Raw genomic sequence first — 18977 nt, forward strand, 5'->3', positions numbered from 1 at the left:
ATCATGACGATTGAACGAAAGCCTATATTAACTCTGCAGAATATTCGTAAAAGCTTTGGTCAGACAGAAGTTTTACACGGTATTGACCTTGAGGTTTACCCCGGCGAAGTTGTGGCATTATTGGGTGAAAATGGCGCTGGTAAATCAACTACCTCTAATATTATTGCAGGTGGTTTTCACCAGAGTTCTGGCGACATGACATGGTTGGGCGAGTCATACTCGCCCAACAGTCCTGGAGAAGCAATTAACTCAGGTCTCGTGCTTATCCATCAAGAATTGCGATTACTTGAGCATTTATCGATAGCTGAAAACGTCTTTATTGGTCGTTGGCCAAGTAAAGCCGGTTTGATCAGGCGCAAAGAGATGGAAGCACGTGCGCAAGCTCAGATAGAAAGGTTAGGCTTGAATATTCCGGTCTCTAGTTTAGTTTGTGGGCTTTCTACTGCAAATCAACAACTTGTTGAAATTGCCAAGGCATTGGCATTGGATGCCAAACTATTAATTTTAGATGAGCCTACGGCAGCCCTTGGTGGTGCTGAAACAGAATTGTTATTCGAACAGATTGAACGATTGAAAGCCGATGGTGTCGGCATCATTTATATATCTCATCGCTTGGAAGAAATTCGAAAAGTAGCGGATCGTCTTGTGGTGATGCGTGATGGTCATACGGTTGAAAAGTTTGACAGTGGCGATGTGCCAATAAGAACGATTGTTGAAAGCATGGTGGGGCGGGATCTTAATCAAATGTTTCCGGCTATCCCTGCACCGAAAGAAGAATTGTGCATAGAAGTGAAAAACTTGTCATCCCCCAATGCCACTTTTCACGATATCAATTTTTCCGTTAAAAAAGGGGAAATATTTGGTATTGCTGGATTGATTGGTGCTGGTCGAACGGAAATGGTTCGCGCGATAACGGGAGCGGACCCTATTGCAACGGGGCAAGTTCTTCTGAACGGTAAAGATATTACCCCAAAAACGCCAACAAGTTCGATCGAGAATGGTGTTGTGTTAGTACCGGAAGATAGAAAACTACAAGGGCTGGTGTTGGATCATTCCATAGAAGATAACATTGCTTATGCAAATTTATCGACGATATCTAAATTTGGATTTATTAGCCCTAGCCGTATTAAAGATTATGCCAAATCAGGTATTGCCCGTTTTGGGGTCAAGGGTACTGGGGGGCAAAATGCAGGTGAAATGTCTGGTGGTAATCAGCAAAAAGTTATTTTGGCTAAATGGTTAGCGAAAGCCCCAAAAGTTGTCGTGCTAGATGAACCTACCCGAGGGATTGATGTTGGAGCACGGTCATCTATTTACGAGATTATCGTAGAACTAGCGAGCAAGGGGGTTGCCGTTATTGTGGTAAGTTCAGATCTTGAAGAAGTGCTCGGTATTTCTAATCGCATTATGGTAATGGCTGAAGGCAAAATGACGGGTATTCTTGATCGTCAAAATGCGAATGATGTCTCTGTAATGGAGTTGGCAACAGCCTTCGGTTAAGCGCTGAAGAAACGTTTTTAAAGCAAACTCTTTTAATTAGGTTGGGGAATTATAATGAGTGATTTCACAATAAATGCCGCCAAGCTTTTTGATTTATCAGGCCGTGTTGCCATGGTCACAGGAGCTGGCAGCGGAATAGGGCAATGTATTGCTCAGGCGCTTGCCAGTGCTGGTGCCAAAGTAGTGTGTTTTGATGTACAAGAGGCAGGCATAGCCGACACGGTTTTCAGTATTAAAAATAGGGGTGGAGAGGCCATCCATTATACCGGTGACGTCTGTGACTTTGAGTCCTTATGTGCAGCGGTTAAATTAACTGACGACACGTTTGGTCGACTTGATATTTCTGTTAATGCGGCAGGTATTGCTAATGCTAACCCTGCGTTAGAGATGGACGTAGGTCAGTGGCAGCGAGTTATCGATATTAACCTAACGGGCATCTGGCATTCTTGTAAAGCGCAAGCGGAACTGATGGAAAAAAGTGGAGGCGGTTCTATTGTGAACATTGCATCTATGTCTGGTGTCATCATTAATCGTGGGCTTGAGCAAGCTCATTACAATACGTCTAAAGCGGGTGTTATTCATCTCACTAAAAGTTTGGCAATGGAATGGGTAGACAAAAAGATTCGTGTTAATTCGATTAGTCCAGGTTACACCGCAACGCCGATGAATACTCGTCCGGAAATGGTCCATCAAACCAAAGAGTTTGAACGGCAAACGCCTATGGGAAGAATGGCAAGTGTGGAGGAAATGGCTGGACCTGCGATTTTCTTATCGTCTGATGCGGCATCGTATTGTACCGGTGTGGATTTACTCGTCGATGGCGGTTTTGTCTGCTGGTAAATTAGGGCCTATATTTTTTGTCCTTATAGAATATTTATTCTTTATTGAAATTAAATTCAAAAGTGTTGAAATTTTAAAGTCTTATGTAATAGGAGATGATATGAATCCTTTCCAACTTGATGTGAATGGGCTAGAGAAAAAAGCTCGAGCGATTAGGCGTAAAATAATTCGGCTTAATGCCGACAGTCCTGCAGGTGGGCACACTGGAGCAGATCTTTCTCAAGTTGAGATTGTGACCTCGTTATATTTTCGTTTGTTGAACTGCGCCCCTGATCGAATTTCGGACGATGATCGGGATATTTATATTCAATCAAAAGGTCATGCCGCTGGTGGGTATTATTGTTGTCTTGCTGAAGCGGGGTATTTCCCTGAAGACTGGCTGCCAAGCTATCAACACAATGATTCCCATTTGCCAGGTCATCCAGTTCGTCAGAAAACCCCAGGGGTAGAATTAAATACGGGCGCTTTGGGTCATGGTTTGCCCGTGGCGGTGGGGTTGGCGCTAGCCGCTAAGCGTGATGGCCGTTCGAGAAAGGTTTATGTGTTAACGGGTGACGGTGAGTTAGCCGAAGGCAGTAATTGGGAGGCGGCTTTAGCGGCCTCTCATTATCAGCTCGACAACCTGATTGTTATTAATGACAAGAATAAACTGCAATTGGCTGGACCGACTGAGGCCATTATGAAAACCGATCCGTTGGATCAAAAATGGCAAGCGTTTGGTTTTTCTGTGACCCAGTGTGATGGCAATGATGTCGCTTCAATCGTGAGTACGTTAGAGGGGCTAAAAGTCGAAGGCAAGCCAAATGTGGTGATTGCGAATACCACCAAAGGGGCTGGTGTGTCTTTTATCGCGGGCCGACCAGAATGGCATCACCGAGTGCCAAAAGGCGAAGAAATTGATCTTGCATTGAAGGAGCTAGCCGATGTCTAACAGTGAACATTTAGCCAATGTTATGGTGCAGTGTTTCATCGACGCGGTGAATGATGGCGTTGATTTAGTACCCGTGGTGGCGGATTCGACTTCCACTTCCAAAATTAAGCCTTTTGTTGACCTGTTTCCAGGTCGCTTAGTGAATGTTGGCATTGCTGAGCAAGTGATGGTTGGAACGGCGGCAGGATTGGCATTGGCCGGAAAAGTCGCCGTGACGTGTAATGCAGCGCCATTTTTAATGTCGCGAAGCAATGAGCAGATTAAGGTAGATGTTTGTTATAACAATACCAATGTTAAGTTGTTTGGTTTGAATTCGGGTGCCAGTTACGGCCCTCTTGCGAGTACCCATCATTCAATTGATGACATTAGTATTATGCGCGGTTTTGGCAATATTCAAATTTTTGCGCCAGCGTGCCCTGTTGAGTGTCGGCAAATAATTGAGTATGCCATACGGTATGAAGGGCCAGTCTATATTCGTATGGATGGCAAAGCTTTGCCTGTATTACACGATGCTGAATTTCAATTTACGGCAGGTGAACCTTCGTTGTTAAGAGAGGGTAAGCAAGTGGTGATCTGTGCGCTGGGGTCGGTGGTACATGAAGCCGTGGCGGCGGCCGATACGTTAAAAGAAGATGGCCTAGACGTTGCCGTGGTAAATGTGTCGTCTATTCGTCCTCTGAATCGACAACGTTTGGTCAATCAGCTCAGTGGCGCTGATCATGTTATCAGTGTAGAAGAACATAATGTGAATGGTGGCTTAGGAAGCGTGGTGGCGGAACTCATGGCTGAACAGGGAATGACGGCGAAGTTGGTTCGTTTAGGCGTTGAAGATGGCGGCTATGCGGCCGCGGGGGATCGTTCTTATACTCGAAAAATGCTTTCTATCGACAGTGCGGGCATAGTGATGGTCTGTCAGCAACTTGTTCATGAAACATTGGTTTAAGTGAGGCTCGAATGCGTAATGTAATTCTGGCGATAGACGAAGGCACAACCAACGTAAAATCCCTGCTATTGAATAAACAGGGGGATGTGGTTGGTAAGGGAATGGCGCCTCTTTCCATTCGCTTTCCTGCAGCGGGTTTGGTTGAACAAGATCCGTTTGAAATCATTGAAAGGATGAAAGCTTCTATTGCCTTGGCAATCGATTCTGTTGCAGACGATGTGATGATTGAGGCGGTCGCCATCAGTAATCAGCGTGAATCCGTTGTACTTTGGGAACGCAATACAGGAAAACCTTTGACGCCTGTGATGAGTTGGCAGTGTCGTCGTTCTGAGTCTTTGTGTGAGACCTTGCGCCAGGATCAGACATTTAGTCTCTATGTGCAAGAGTCAACAGGCTTAGTACTTGATCCCATGTTTCCGGCCACCAAAGTGTCAATGGCGTTACAGCAAATTCCTGATGGTCATGCCAGAGCGGCGAAGGGAGAGATTTGTGTTGGTACGATTAACTCTTGGATGATCTGGAATATGACCCAAGATGTGTTTGTCACGGATGCGTCTAATGCGGCTCGAACTCAGCTTTACCATATTGGCAAGCAAGTGTGGGATGACGCTATTTTAGCGCGCTTAGGCATTGCTTTAGAGACGTTGCCGGAAGTGGTTCCTTCCTCTCAGGTAGTGGGGGTGACAAAGGCGTTTGGCGCACTTAAGTCCGGTATTCCCATCGCTTCCCAAATTGGCGATTCCCATGCGGCGCTATTTGGCCATGGCGGCTATAGAGCTGGTGTCGTAAAAGCCACCTATGGAACAGGCAGTTCGGTGATGGCCGCTATGCCGACATTGCCCAACATTCGTCATGACGTCAGTACCACGATTGCCTGGCAGGATTCCTCATTATTCTATGGACTTGAGGGCAACATTACTCACACTGGTTCGGCGATCGATTGGGCTCGACGAATGCTTGGCGTGGAGAGTATTGAGGCCATGTGTGAGCTTGCAGGGCAAGCGGACCCTAATCATTCTGTCTTCTTTGTACCTGCGTTGTCTGGACTGGGGGCACCTTATTGGGATTTAGAGGCGACAGGCATATTTTGTGGCTTAAAGAGTGCGACAGAGCGAGCAGACATAGCGCGCTCGGCGTTTGAGTCCGTTATTTTCCAAGTGGCGGATGTGTTTAATGTGATCTCAGATGAGTTACCGGAAAAGATTGAGTATTTGTGTGTGGATGGTGGGCCGACACAGAATGATTGGCTGATGCAAGCTCAGGCTGATCTATTAGGCGTTACGATCCGCCGCGGAGAGGTGGCTGAGGTATCGGCTGTTGGCGCCGGTTTGCTGGCCGGATTGGCCATCGGTTGGTGGCAAACAAAAGACGAGCTTGATCGCTTGCCGAAGACATTTACTGTGTTTTCACCGAGACAGGATAAGTACGACTATTGGCAAGGCCGTTATCAGTGGTGGTCTTTGGCGATAAAAAAAGCCCGCTTGGCTTGTTAATTTAAGCAATGGTGTTTAAAGGACAGAGCGCTCACGAGCCGAGTGTTTAAGCGTCGTCATGGTGTCAGTAGTGCGGGTTGTTCCCTATTAGTGCGGCATAAGGAAAATGGACTTTGGTGGTTTCCAAAATGAAAAATCAGACGGTTAGATTTTTTACTCTGGTGATGTAGACATCTCTTGAGGTGTTTATTACACTTTATTTGCATAAATAACTAATATTGAATATATATTCAATGGGGAGAATAATATGAATAAGAAAATCCTTGCTACTACGTTGTTTGGTCTATCAATTGCCTTTTCCAATATCGCTTCGGCGAATGGCTTGATCGCGATTATCACGCCATCTCATGATAATCCATTTTTCAAGTCTGAAGCGATGGGCGCCAAGGAAAAAGCTGAGGCGCTTGGATACAGCACGCTTGTTGCTTCGCACGATGATGATGCGAATAAACAAGATCAGCTTATTTCTACTGCCATTGCCCGTAATGCCAAAGCCATTATTTTGGATAATGCGGGGGCAGATGTGACGATTGGGGCACTGGAAAAAGCCAAAGCGGCTGGCGTGCCCGCCTTCCTTATTGATCGTGAAATTAACAAAACCGGTGTGGCCATTTCGCAAATTGTGTCGAATAACTATCAAGGTGCGCAATTGGGGGCTGAGAAGTTTGTTGAGTTAATGGATGGTGAAGGTTCCTATGTCGAGTTACTGGGTCGTGAATCTGACACCAATGCTCGTGTGCGCTCTCAGGGATATCATGATGTTATTGATGATTACAGTGATCTAAAAATGGTGGCTCAACAAACGGCTAATTGGAGTCAAATTGAAGCGTTTAATCGAATGGAGTCGATTCTTCAAGCCTACCCAGATATTAAAGGTGTGATTGCAGGTAATGATACGATGGCACTGGGTGCGGAAGCGGCATTAAAAGCAGCGGGTCGCAATGAGGTTATCGTGGTGGGATTCGACGGCAGTAATTATGTTCGAGATTCTATTATAGCGGGGTCAAACATCAAGGCGACGGTTTTACAGCCTGCTTGGGATCAGGCTCAAATGGCGGTCATCCAAGCTCATCGATATATCGAAACCGGTTCGACGGGTGTTCCTGAAAAACAATTAATGGATTGTGTGCTGATTGATGAGTCCAATGCCAACCAGCTTGATACGTTTGCTTTGAACTAAGGCTGAAGCAGAAGCAAGACTCGTTTTGCTTCTGCTTTTTTTACGCTAAATAAGTATCAAGGGTAGCAATGATGTCTAACTATTCTGTATGTAAAATGCTCTTTTTGAGCCTTGCCTTGATGGGATTGATCGGCTGTCATGTGGTGGATTTGGATGAAAAGGGTAAGCCGATTATACCCATGTCTGCGGCGGATGCTGAGCTGTTAAAAAACATGACACCGAATGCCATTGCCGACAAGCTTTGGCCTTCTATAAACAAGGACGCGCAACAGAATGCAGTGGCCTTGTCATCGATTGAGAAAGACTCGAGTGTGGTGTCTTTTGTACGTTTTCAAGGCGTAGTGAGTCGCTTCGACGAATCCAAACTCAAAACCGCTCTCGTCGTAAACGTGGCGGGTTACGATGTCGCATTACAATTTGGGAAAATCATCAAAGGAAATTCCATTCGAGATGCCGCGTCGATGATTTCGTTTAATCAATTCAAGAATCAAATTCAATTTGCGCAATTGTCCAAAGCTCTAAATAAAAAAGCCATTGCTCAAGTTGTGGCACCCGATAGTAGTTGGGTGGATCAGCGGATCAGTGTGTTGGCTGCAGTGACAATAAAAGCGAATAAAGTGACACATGCTGTGCCTCTCGAAATCAGTAAAGAGGGGATGTGATGTCTAGTTCAGATGAAAACGTCATTTTACGTGCTGAAGACATTTGTATGGTGTTTCCTGGTACGAAGGCTCTCGATCACGTGACTTACAAGGTTTATCAAGGGGCGGTGAACGTCATTATTGGAGAGAATGGCGCCGGAAAGTCCACCTTAATGAAGATTATTTCAGGCGTGCAATCACCAACGGAAGGTCAGCTTTATTTGAAGGGCGAGAAGGTTTACATCACAGGACCTCGCTCCGCGGCTCAACATGGTATTGGCATGGTTCATCAAGAGCTGAATTTGTCTGAAAATCTGACCGTGGCGGAAAATTTATTTTTAGGAAGAGAGCAGCAAAAAGGGTTTTTACCAATCGATGAGCGTCATCAAAATGCCATTGCTAAACAAACGATGGCTCGATTGAAACAAAATATTGAACCGACTGAGCTGGTGGCCAATTTAAAGGTTGGTCAGAAGCAGTTGGTGGAGATTGCTAAGTCCTTAATTGCCGATGTCGATATTCTCATCCTGGACGAGCCAACATCGGCATTGAGTAAAAAAGAAGTGCAGATTCTGTTTGAGGTAATTAATGATTTAACTCAGCAGGGCGTGTCTATTGTTTATATTTCTCATCGACTTGAAGAGCTGATGGCGATAGGTCAATACATTACGATTTTACGGGATGGTAAGTTCCAATCCGAGGCTATGGTTAAAGACATTGATGTTGCTTGGATTGTCCGCGAAATGCTGGGTAGCGAACCGGTGACCAATTTTTTAACCGCCGATCGTTCCTTTGGTGAAGTGGTACTTCAGGCGAATCATATTACTCTGGTAAACGAGGCGGAAGTGACGCTGGTGGACAATGTTTCGTTTTCATTAAGAGCCGGCGAAATCGTAGGTATTTATGGTTTGATGGGCGCAGGGCGAACCGAGTTATTTGAATGTTTGCTGGGTAAAGTAAGTTTTTCGGGTGAATTTACGCTGGACAAGCAAAAGGTTAATACCCGCATGAGTACCTCTGAACGCATTAAAATGGGGTTAGGTTTGGTGCCTGAAGACAGAAAACAGTCAGGCATTTTTCCGATTAGCTCGGTTTCCAATAACTTGTCTATGTCGAGTTTGTGGAAGCGTCTGAAAGGTTTAGCCATCAATGAGGTGGTGGAAAAAGAAGCGATCACGAAAACGATTGATGAACTCTCTATCAAAGTGTCTTCTCCTCAAGTTGAAATACAGGCGTTAAGTGGTGGTAATCAACAGAAAGTAGTCATTGGTCGTGCTCTATTAACTGAGCCTAAAGTGCTGTTACTGGATGAGCCAACCAGAGGCATCGACATTGGTGCAAAAGGCGATGTATTTGAAATGATGGTTAAGTTGTCAGAGCAAGGTATTGGTATTTTGTTTTCAACGTCGGACTTAAAAGAAATTATGGCGGTCTCTGATCGAATATTGGTGATGTCTAATGGCAAGTTAACGGCCGATTTAATGAGAGACGAAACCAATGAATCACAATTAGTTCATGCCAGTGCTCAAGGATTTTAATTATGAACCTCAAAAATAATAACAATGTATTTCGTTCGGGCAATCTTGGGTTAATTCTTCTTAAAATGAGAACCTTCATTGCGCTCTTTATTATTTTAGGCTTTTTCTCGTTGACGGTAGATGGTTTTTTAGCCCCCACCAGTTTGATCATTATGATTAAGCATATTTCCATTAATGCTTTTCTTGCGTTAGGCATTACCTTTGTCATTATTACCGCAGGCATTGATTTATCTATCGGCGCCACATTGGGGTTTTGTGGCATGGTGGCAGGCTATCTGATTTCTCATGGTTTAGTGATTGAACCGCTAGGCATTGCCATTTTTCCAAGCGTTTGGGTTGTTGTCCCTGTCGTGGTGATTATTGGGGGGATAATAGGGGCAATAAATGGTTTTATCATTACACGTTATAAAGTCGCGCCTTTCATTTGTACCCTAGGCACCATGTACATTATCCGTGGCGCTGCTATGTTGTTATCAGGTGGCGAAACTTTTCCAGGTTTACAGGGCAACCCTGAGCTTGGAAACACGGGGTTTGATGCCATTGGTTCTGGTTATCTATTTGGGCTCCCTATCGCTATTTGGTTGATGTTTATTATGGCTGGTGTCATTGCTTACATCGCCAAAAAACTGCCTTTTGGCCGGCATGTGTATGCGATCGGTGATAATGAAAAAGCAGCGGAATTGTCTGGTATCAAGGTCAATCACGTCAAGGTGTGGGTGTATACGATTGCAGGGATATGCGCTGCCATCGCCGGCATTGTGGTGACCTCACAATTGGTGGCAAGTCATCCTGCAACTGGTACCGCTTTTGAGATGAACGCGATTGCCGCAGTGGTTTTGGGTGGAACCTCCTTGGCAGGAGGTCGAGGCACCGTCACCGGCACTTTAATTGGTGCGTTTGTGATTGGTATATTGGCGGATGGTTTGGTCATGATGGGCGTCAGTGAGTTTTGGCAGATGGTGATCAAAGGGGTGGTGATTATCATCGCAGTGATCATCGACCAGATGCAAAATAAGATGCAGTATAAAGCGGCCATTGGTTCTCAAAAAGCGGTTTGTTAACCGCCTGATGAAATATCTACTGTTAGATGGTAGGGGGATTTGAGAAGGTGAAAAAGGAACGGTTAAGTAAATTTAGCCGTTTCTCTTATGTTTTAGTGTGTCTCTAAAATGGCTTCTGCTGTCACTCTGTCTGTAATTAACACATCAATGTAGTTGCCTGATAAAGCCCCTTTGATGGCATCTACCTTGTCCAAACCTCCTGCAAGGGCAACCACCAGTTCACAAGCTTCAAGTTGCTCAAGTGACATACCGATTACTGGATCGTCTTCAGGGTTGACCACTGGACAGCCATTTTCATCGTAATAATGTAAACAGATATCGCCCACAGCGCCTTTATCCGCGAGTTCTTTTAGGCGCTTTTTGTCGTAGTAATTCCCAGAGTTTCGCAACAGGTTTGATGGTTCCAACATGCCAATACCAACGATGGCAAGATTGACCTTATTGAACATGTCCACCACGTCTGATACTTCCGCCGTATCGAGCATTTTGAGTTTGTCTTTTAAGGAGTGTTCGATACTTTGAGCCGGTAACATAAAGGCGTCACAAGAGAGAATATCCGCCATGGTTTGCGTCAGTATGGTCGCTTGGATATTACCGTTATGTCCCACACCACCTAGGACCTGAATGACCCCTTTGGCTTTTACTTTGGTGGTGTGCAAATGATCGACCATAGAGCGAATGGTATCGCTCCATGAGGATATGCCAATGAGATCGCCATCTCGCAATGAGGTATCCAAGTAATGTGCTGCAGAAGAACCTATCGCGCGTTTAATTTGTGCATCGGAAGGATCGTCTTGAACATCCACAACGATGACATTTGATACCCCAAAACGTTGTTGGATTTTGGTTTCTAATCCAATAAAAACGGAAGGCGGTTGAATAACGCTGATTTTGACAATGCCTTCTTTAAGGCATCGAGTAATTGAACGAGAGACTTGAGATTGTGAAAGTCGAAGTGTTTTCGCAATATCGGCTTGTTTTAATCCATCCTGATAATACAGAGTGGCGATTTTGAGTAACAATCGTTTTTCATCAATTTTTGACATTCTTTCGCAGTCTCTAAACGGGCTTTTAGCGTTATTGTAATTTTAAAGGTCGTACTTGAAAATTACTATCCCTAATGCGATTTCATAACGCCAGTTCAATAACGCTTTCCAAAAAGTCTATGCCAACCGTCTCTGCTGAGGATTGAGGGTTTGGCTAAGTTGTAAATTCGCCACTGTGGTTTGCGCAATATGGTTCAAGGCTTCCTCCGTAAAATAGCCTTGATGGCCGGTTACGACAACATTAGGAAAGGTCAGCATGAGTTGGAAAACGCTGTCTTGAATGATATGAGAGGACATGTCTTCAAAGAATATTTTGTTTTCTTGCTCGTATACGTCTAGTCCCAAATAACCAATTTTTCCACTGTAAAGGGCGTCGATGGCTTCTTGAGCATGAACCAACGCACCGCGACTGGTGTTAATGATCATCACACCGTCTTTCATTTTTTGTAAGCTCTGTTGGTTGATTAGGTGATGAGTGGCGGTAGTGAGTGGGCAGTGTAAGCTGATAATGTCACTTTTTTGGTAGATCTCATCCAGTGATAGATACTGACAACCTTGGTCAATGAGTTCTTGTGATGGGTATAGGTCATAGCACAACACCTCACAGCCGAAGCCTTTCATTATGCGACAAAAAGCCGCACCGATACGGCCCGTGCCAATACAGCCAACGGTTTTTCCTTGTAGGTTAAAACCCAACAAACCTTCCAAGGCAAAGTTGCCTTCTTTGACTCTATGATAGGCCCGATGTGTCTTGCGGTTGAGAGTCATGATAAGAGCGATGGCATGTTCAGCAACAGACGTTGGACTGTAATCTGGAACATGAAACACCTTCATGTCCTGTTGTTTTGCCATATCCAAGTCGACATTGTTAAAGCCTGCGCAGCGTAAGGCAATGGTGTTTACACCTTGCTGTTTTAATTGGCAAATGACTTCAGCATTGACATCATCGTTAACAAAACAGGAAACCGCATCGAACCCTTGAACCAAACTGATGGTTTCTTGACTCAAACGACTTTCGAAAAACGTCATTTCAAGATCCGTGCCTGAGATGTAATGGCTCAATGTTCTTTTATCGTAAGGCTTGCAGGAGAAAACCGCGATGTTCATAACCAATGTCCTATTACTCTGTGAAGGATATAAAGGTTATAGCGTATATCTTCCGTAGAAAGTAAATTGCTTAGACTTTTTTTGATGTGCAGCAAGTTTTTATAAGAAATATTTATGAGGCATCGTTGATAAGACGGTTTCTGTTTACATAAATTAATAGTTAATTTGTATCTGGTAAGGAATTGTAATTTTTTATTTATATATCACATAACAGGATGAAGAGAGTAATAGGTTTCGACTAGACTAACCATATTGATTCACATTAACAACGGATGCCCCTAGCAATTTAGCTTTCATCACGCATTAGGGGAGTTTTTGCCTGGAGGCAAAAGTGTATTGGACTTCATCTAACAATATTTTCAATCGCTGGGTGGTTTTGACCTTAGTGCTTGGTTGTTTCATATCCGTTTATGTCACTTATCGTGTTCATACTTCCAATCAAGAGATTATCGATCGATCCGCTAAACAGGCGTCTGAAGAAGTCTTACAGAAAGTCGTGACTCGGATTCAGCTTTATCAATATGGTCTGAGAGGTGCCCGTGGCGTCGTGTTGACGGCAGGCGAAAAAGACCTCAGCCGTGATGACTTCTATCAATACAGTGTGACCCGAAATATCGACCAAGAATTCCCCGGTGCTAATGGTTTTGGCTTTATTCGTCGCGTATCGCAAGAGTCGATGGACGAGTATGTGTCTCATATTAAGGCGTCTAGCTGGCCGAATTTTAAGGTCAAAGAATTGTCTACGAATTTCAGTGAGCGTTTTATCATTGAATTTGTTGAACCCATTGGACTAAATCAGCGGGCAATTGGTTTGGACATCGCTTCTGAAGTCAATCGAAGAGAAGCCGCGTTGTCTGCTATCTATGATGGTGAAGTACGATTAACAGGCCCCATTACACTGGTACAGGCTTCTGGTAAAACATCGCAATCAGTACTCATCCTGATGCCAGTGTATCGTAATGGTCAGACTCCAAGAGACATGCAGGAGCGCTATCGTGAAGGCTTTGGCTGGAGTTATGCGCCTTTAATTATGGAAGATGTACTGATGGCGTTGGAGATTGATCAGAGTAAGATTCATTTTGAACTCTACGACGTCACGGATTTGGACGATCAAGTCGGTTTTTATTCCAATGATGGAAAAGGCTCAATCGAGCAGCTTCATACCACCGAAACCGAAATATATGGCCGTAAATGGCAAAATCGTTTGAGTGTTACGGATGCCTATATCCGTGACTTACGTCTTTCTGACCCCTATGTTTTTCTGTTTTTTGGTGTCTCGCTGAGTGTTCTGGCTGCCATTTTAGTCGCCGTTGTACGTATCAATATGGCTCGTCGACAAGAGGTTATTGCTCATCAATCTCGGATCACCGCGGTCGTTGAGAGTTCCGCTGATGGGATTATTAGTTTGAACCTTGATGGCATCATTACGAGCTGGAACCGAGGTGCTGAGCAGATCTATGGCTATCAGCAAAGTGAGGTAATCGGTCTTCCCGCTCTGCAGACGTTAGTGCCTAGCGAACTGCAAAATGATGATAAGAAAATGTTTCAGCAGGTTCGTCAGCAAAAACAAGCTTTATCCATTGAAACTCGAATTCAAACCAAGTTGGGATCCCAAGTTCCAGTATCACTGACCATTTCCCCTATTTTTGATGCCAGCCAATCCATTGTTGGGATCTCGCAGAGTGTGCGTGATATTTCCGAACGTAAAAAGGCTGAGGCAAAAATTCGAGAGCTGAATGTCAGTTTGGAAGATCAAGTAAAAGCTCGTACGTCTGAGTTGGAACATTTAAACCGATTACTGAATGATGTTTTACAAGCGTCTTCTGAAATTGCCATCGTGGCGACGGATGAAAAAGGCTTGATCACCTTGTTTAACAAGGGAGCAGAGCGCATGTTGGGTTATCAAGCAGAGGAGGTCTTGGCTGAAAGAACCCCTGTGTTATTTCATACCTCAGCAGAAATTGATCAACATCGTGCGGTGATTTTTGAAGATTATGGTAGTTATGTATCAGACCCGATGGAAGTGCTGATATACAAAGCGAAACAGCAAGATTATGACCGTCAGGAATGGACGTATGTACACAAGAGTGGCTCGCGACATCCCGTGTCTTTAGTCATAACACCGATGAAAAACGCCCATGGCGACATTGTCGGTTATCTTGGTATGGCGATGGACATTTCGGAGCAGAAGAGAAATCAGCAAGCCTTAGTCGCGGCTCGAGACCAGCTATTGATTGCTGCAGAGGTCGCTCAATTAGGTGTGTGGAGCTGGGATCTTGAACAGGATGCATTAGAGTGGAGTGATATGATGTATGACATTTATCACTACCCTAAGGATTTAAATGAAGGCGGAGTGACCTTACCTGATTGGCAAGCGAGATTGCACCCAGAGGATAAAGAAAAAACCCTCAATCATTTTAACCAATCCGTTCGTAACGGCAAATTGTACAATGATGTGTTTCGTATTGTTTTGCCAGATGACAGTGTGCGATATATCCAAGCTGGAGCGTATATCGAAAAAGATTCGCAAGGTAACACCTTACGTTTAACCGGAGTGAATCAAGACATTACCTCTGAGCGAGAGCTCGAAACCTGGTTGCGACATGCGAAGGATGAGGCCGATATGGCCAGTGCGGCTAAATCCAATTTTTTAGCCAATATGAGTCATGAAATCCGTACCCCAATGAATGCCATTTTAGGCATGCTGCAATTAGTGAAACGTACCCCCTTGACTGATCAGCAAGACGATTATATTTCCAAAGCACGAATTTCGGCTCAGTCATTATTAGGCTTGATCAATGATGTCCTGGACTTCTCTAAGGTCGATGCAGGTAAGTTAGAGTTAGAGCAAGCGGTTTTTGATTTTGAAGCTTTATTGTCTGAATTGTCGACGGTGTTGTCTGGCAGTCCAATTCGTGACCAAGTGGAGTTGGTTTTTGATGTTGACCAACACCTCCCGAGTCATTTTGTCGGCGATAAATTACGCCTGCTACAGATCCTCATTAATTTATTAAGTAATGCCATTAAGTTTACTTTAGAAGGCTGCATCACCCTTGAAATAAAATGCTTACAACAAAACCAAGGCATGGCTAAGTTAGCGGTTGCAGTGAGGGATACTGGCATTGGTATTTCACAAGAAAATATAGACTCCATTTTCGAAGTGTTTTCACAAGCTGAGTCTTCCACTACCAGACGTTTTGGTGGAACTGGGTTAGGCCTAGTGATCTGTCGACGATTCGTTGAATTGATGGGAGGGGAGTTAACCGTCGATAGTCAATTTGGCCAGGGCAGTTGTTTCTCTTTCAGCATTGATTTGCCTGTTGCTGATGAATCCTCTAGCAAACCGATTCGCCAACAGTTGACGCATCAAAAAGACATCAAGGTGTTGATTGCGGAAAGCAATTTGGCCTCTCAGATTATCTTGACTCGGATGGCGCAAAACCTCGGTTGGCAAACTGAGGCCATCGATGATTTTACTGCAATCAGCAGTGTACTAAAGCAGGCTCATGTTGATCGTAAACCTTTTGATGTTTTATTGATTGACGTGAAGCTGCCTCACTTTCATGGGCAGTCTAGTCTCGATGAACTTGGTCAGTGTATTCCTGATGGCAGTCCACTTCCTAAAAGCATCTTGTTGCTCAATGCGACCAATGAAAACGCTCATGAAACGACATTACCAAATACGGTTAAGTTACTGAAACCTGTGACCTTGAGCCGTTTATCTGAAACCGTTTATCAAACGCTAGCAGTAAACCAGACCGTCCAAGACGTGTCGGTGATCGTTCAGGAAGAGGTGAAGTCGCTGCAAGGCATTAACTTGTTGTTGGTAGAGGATAATGAATTTAATCGCCAGGTCGCGACAGAGTTGTTGATGATTGAAGGCGCTAATGTGGCCGTAGCAACAGGTGGCGCGGAAGGGGTCTCAATGGTACTCAATCAAACACTTCCTATTTTTGATTTAGTCTTAATGGATATGCAAATGCCGGACGTAGACGGCTTAGAAGCTACCCGAGAAATTCGCATGGATCCACGTTTTACGGATTTACCGATTGTTGCTATGACGGCCAATGTGTCGGCCTCAGACCGTCAAGCTTGTCTGGATGCCGGTATGAATGATCACTTAGGTAAGCCATTGGATATAGAGCAAATCATTGCTTGTATTTTACGACTGATTCCTGAAAAAAAACCTCAGGTTGTCGCGGTGAATGAGTCTCAAATGTCAGCTTCAAACTCCGTTGACACCACTGAAGATAGTGTTCTTGACGCCGCTTTGATAGACACGATTACAAGCACCTCGGTAATAGATGAAACCGTTGAAGCTGAAAGAATAGAAGATATTTTAGATCGTTTTGGTGGCAGTGTTGAACTGTATCGAAGCGTCATGAGTGGTTTTGCAAGTGAAGCCGATACGCTCATTGAGCAGCTTAAACAAGCTGTCGATAAACACAATGTTGGTCAGCTAATAGCAGTCTTGCATAGCCTAAAAGGGTCGGCATTGACCATGGGCTTAGTTAAGTCTTCCGATGCCGTTGGTCAATATGAGAGGACGTTAAAAGCCACTTCCGACACAGATGCTCACACAGTCTGTATAGACAACTTGAGTCAGTTGGATGTTAGAAAAATGGTACAGGACGAGTTAGCGGACATTCATCGTAGAGTAGCGGAATTCGCAGATTATTAATTGATTGTCTAAGCTCAATAGCTTGGTAGATTATTTTTTAGCTTGATTAGGTTGAACGATAGATAACAGTTGGAATTGGGAGAATAGGAATGTTTAACGCTGGTTTGAAAAATGACATAAAGGCGCTAGAGGAAAAGCTCTACTCACTTAATCAGGTTAAGGATAGCCTAGACGAAGAAATGTTAGTAATGAACTTAAGCCCAGACGGCGTCATTGTTAACGTGAATAAAAAATTGATGGCCGAGTTAGATAGTTCTGAAACGTATTTTGTTGGTAAGACACTGTCTGACTTGGCCCCTCAACATGCGAAAGGCACTCCCCACTTTAAAGCCATAAACGACGCCATAAAATCGGTCCGTCATTGGGCCGGGGCCATTGAAATGATGCGAGAAGATGGTCAGGAGGCTTGGTTACGAGGGATTTTTCAACCGGTTCTCAATTCTGATGGGCGGGTGAAAGCCTTTTCAATCCATTGTAACGATTTGACTCGAACCATTACCAAATCTCGTGAAGACGAAAATATCATCGCGGCACTGCAACGTTCTACTGCCGTCATTGAGTTTGATTTGTCAGGGCAAATCTTGGGCGCGAATAGATTATTTTTGGAAGGAATGGGGTACACCTTAGAACAAATAAAGGGCCAGCACCATCGCATGTTTTGTGAAGCGGAAGAAACCAATTCCAACGAATACGTTAAATTCTGGGAGCGTTTAGGGCAAGGGCAATTTTCGACTGGACGATTTAAACGAGTTGATAGCCGCGGTAATGTGGTTTGGCTAGAGGCTTCTTATAACCCTATTTCAGACGTACATGGAAAATTCTATAAGGTGGTAAAATTCGCTTCGATTATTACCGATGTGGTGAACCGTGAGATGGCCGTGTCCGATGCCGCAGACATTGCTTTCTCGACGTCTCAGCAAACGGATGAAAGTGCTCAAAAAGGCAGCCAAGTGGTGAAAGACACAGTGGATGTGATGCATGGTCTTTCTGGTCAAATGGCCGAAGCCGCAGAGGGTATTTCTGAGTTGGATAAACAGTCTCAATTAGTGGGATCCATCATTCAAAGTATTCGAGGTATTGCGGATCAGACAAATTTATTGGCTTTGAATGCGGCGATAGAAGCCGCTCGGGCGGGTGAACAGGGCCGAGGGTTTGCAGTTGTTGCGGATGAGGTAAGGCAACTGGCATCACGTACCAGTGAAGCCACTGAAGAGATTGTTGGGGTGGTGGAAAAAAATCAGTTATTAGCTGAGAAAGCGGTAGCCCTAATCAATAAAGGCAAAGAGCAAGCCGAACAAGGTTTATCCTTGTCGAACGAAGCTGGGGAGGTCATTATCGAAATTCAAGATGGTGCCCAGCGAGTAGTGGATGCCGTAGGGCAATTTGCTAACCAGTTTACCACCGATTGATACGCCATCATCAATCGTACTGAATAAGCGTGCTGGTTTCTAACTAGCACGCTTATTTTATGAGTTATGTTTAGAAAAACTAGTCTTTCGCTAGAGTATCTAATATGCCCAATAACCAGTCTACTTCTTTATCGTTTTTCAAACGTTGAGCCATGGCTTTTTCATGCTCCATGACACGATTAGTTAACCTGCTAAAAAACTGTTTTCCGGATTCGGTCATAAATAGAGCGTAGGAGCGACGATCGTTCTTTGCGGGGCGTCGTTCAATAATATCCATTTGTTCTAATTTGTCGACGGCCGCTACCATGGCCGATCGGTCATTACCTAAAGCTTGAGCCACGGCCGTTTGGGTTAAACCAGGATTGCGGTCAACGATGGCGATGACGGCAAACAGTCCAGGGCTGATCCCCAAGTCTGAACACACTTCTGAAAATTTGCTGAAAAAATTCATTTGAGCGCGGCGTAGTCGATAACCAAGTAAACTATTGAGTATGCCAAAATCCACGTTGCTGTCGGCTTGTTTTGTTTCGTCAGACATTTAATTCTCTTCATATTCGTTAGATCTTAACAATTGTAATATAAAGCACTATTGTTGCGACACTAAACT

14 protein-coding genes are annotated in these 18977 nt (G+C 44.4%); 11 read left to right on the plus strand and 3 right to left on the minus strand.

Annotated features, from left to right (window positions below):
- The first annotated feature begins 3 nt into the window (after positions 1 to 3).
- The 9 genes from OA79_RS05025 to OA79_RS05065 all read left to right on the plus strand — a co-directional run bounded on the left by OA79_RS05025 (position 4) and on the right by OA79_RS05065 (position 10127).
- Positions 4 to 1500, plus strand: a complete 1497-nt coding sequence (locus OA79_RS05025; protein WP_063332123.1) for a sugar ABC transporter ATP-binding protein — start codon at positions 4 to 6, stop codon at positions 1498 to 1500.
- A 54-nt stretch (positions 1501 to 1554) separates the two neighbouring features.
- A complete protein-coding gene (locus OA79_RS05030) occupies positions 1555 to 2340 on the plus strand; it encodes an SDR family oxidoreductase (protein ID WP_156486222.1) in 786 nt (261 codons plus the stop codon).
- Positions 2341 to 2440: 100 nt separating this feature from the next.
- The gene (locus OA79_RS05035; RefSeq protein ID WP_063332199.1) at positions 2441 to 3271 is read left to right on the plus strand and encodes a transketolase; all 831 of its coding nucleotides are present in this window, start codon (positions 2441 to 2443) and stop codon (positions 3269 to 3271) included.
- Entirely contained in the window at positions 3264 to 4214 is a 951-nt protein-coding gene (locus tag OA79_RS05040; protein ID WP_063332125.1) for a transketolase family protein, read from the plus strand. Before OA79_RS05035 ends, OA79_RS05040 begins: the two co-directional genes overlap by 8 nt.
- 11 nt (positions 4215 to 4225) lie before the next feature.
- Positions 4226 to 5707 (plus strand): FGGY family carbohydrate kinase, encoded by a 1482-nt coding sequence (locus OA79_RS05045; RefSeq protein WP_063332126.1) that lies wholly within the window; start codon positions 4226 to 4228, stop codon positions 5705 to 5707.
- Positions 5708 to 5954: 247 nt separating this feature from the next.
- The gene (locus tag OA79_RS05050; RefSeq protein WP_063332127.1) at positions 5955 to 6887 is read left to right on the plus strand and encodes a D-ribose ABC transporter substrate-binding protein; all 933 of its coding nucleotides are present in this window, start codon (positions 5955 to 5957) and stop codon (positions 6885 to 6887) included.
- A 68-nt stretch (positions 6888 to 6955) separates the two neighbouring features.
- Positions 6956 to 7549, plus strand: a complete 594-nt coding sequence (locus OA79_RS05055; RefSeq protein ID WP_082825381.1) for a DUF2291 family protein — start codon at positions 6956 to 6958, stop codon at positions 7547 to 7549.
- On the plus strand, positions 7549 to 9066 hold the full coding sequence (locus OA79_RS05060) for a sugar ABC transporter ATP-binding protein (protein WP_063332128.1): 1518 nt from the start codon (positions 7549 to 7551) through the stop codon (positions 9064 to 9066). Before OA79_RS05055 ends, OA79_RS05060 begins: the two co-directional genes overlap by 1 nt.
- 2 nt (positions 9067 to 9068) lie before the next feature.
- Positions 9069 to 10127: an ABC transporter permease gene (locus OA79_RS05065; protein ID WP_063332129.1), complete on the plus strand. Its 1059-nt coding sequence runs from the start codon at positions 9069 to 9071 to the stop codon at positions 10125 to 10127.
- Positions 10128 to 10219: 92 nt separating this feature from the next.
- Here OA79_RS05065 and OA79_RS05070 read toward each other — a convergent pair whose 3' ends face one another.
- Positions 10220 to 11173 carry a sugar-binding transcriptional regulator gene (locus OA79_RS05070; protein WP_063332130.1) on the minus strand — a complete coding sequence of 318 codons (954 nt, stop codon included), beginning with the start codon at positions 11171 to 11173 and terminating at the stop codon, positions 10220 to 10222.
- A gap of 117 nt (positions 11174 to 11290) precedes the next feature.
- Entirely contained in the window at positions 11291 to 12280 is a 990-nt protein-coding gene (locus tag OA79_RS05075; protein WP_063332131.1) for a 2-hydroxyacid dehydrogenase, read from the minus strand.
- Positions 12281 to 12611: 331 nt separating this feature from the next.
- Between OA79_RS05075 and OA79_RS05080 the strand changes: the two genes are divergently transcribed.
- A complete protein-coding gene (locus OA79_RS05080) occupies positions 12612 to 16961 on the plus strand; it encodes a PAS domain S-box protein (protein ID WP_063332132.1) in 4350 nt (1449 codons plus the stop codon).
- 89 nt (positions 16962 to 17050) lie between these two features.
- Positions 17051 to 18370, plus strand: a complete 1320-nt coding sequence (locus OA79_RS18540; protein ID WP_063332133.1) for a methyl-accepting chemotaxis protein — start codon at positions 17051 to 17053, stop codon at positions 18368 to 18370.
- A 79-nt stretch (positions 18371 to 18449) separates the two neighbouring features.
- On the opposite strand, the gene OA79_RS05090 is transcribed toward OA79_RS18540, so the two are convergent.
- Positions 18450 to 18908, minus strand: a complete 459-nt coding sequence (locus OA79_RS05090) for a MarR family winged helix-turn-helix transcriptional regulator (RefSeq protein ID WP_063332134.1) — start codon at positions 18906 to 18908, stop codon at positions 18450 to 18452.
- Positions 18909 to 18977 lie beyond the last annotated feature (69 nt).

Origin of the sequence: Marinomonas sp. TW1 (assembly GCF_001625355.1) — a bacterium.
Classification (GTDB): domain Bacteria; phylum Pseudomonadota; class Gammaproteobacteria; order Pseudomonadales; family Marinomonadaceae; genus Marinomonas.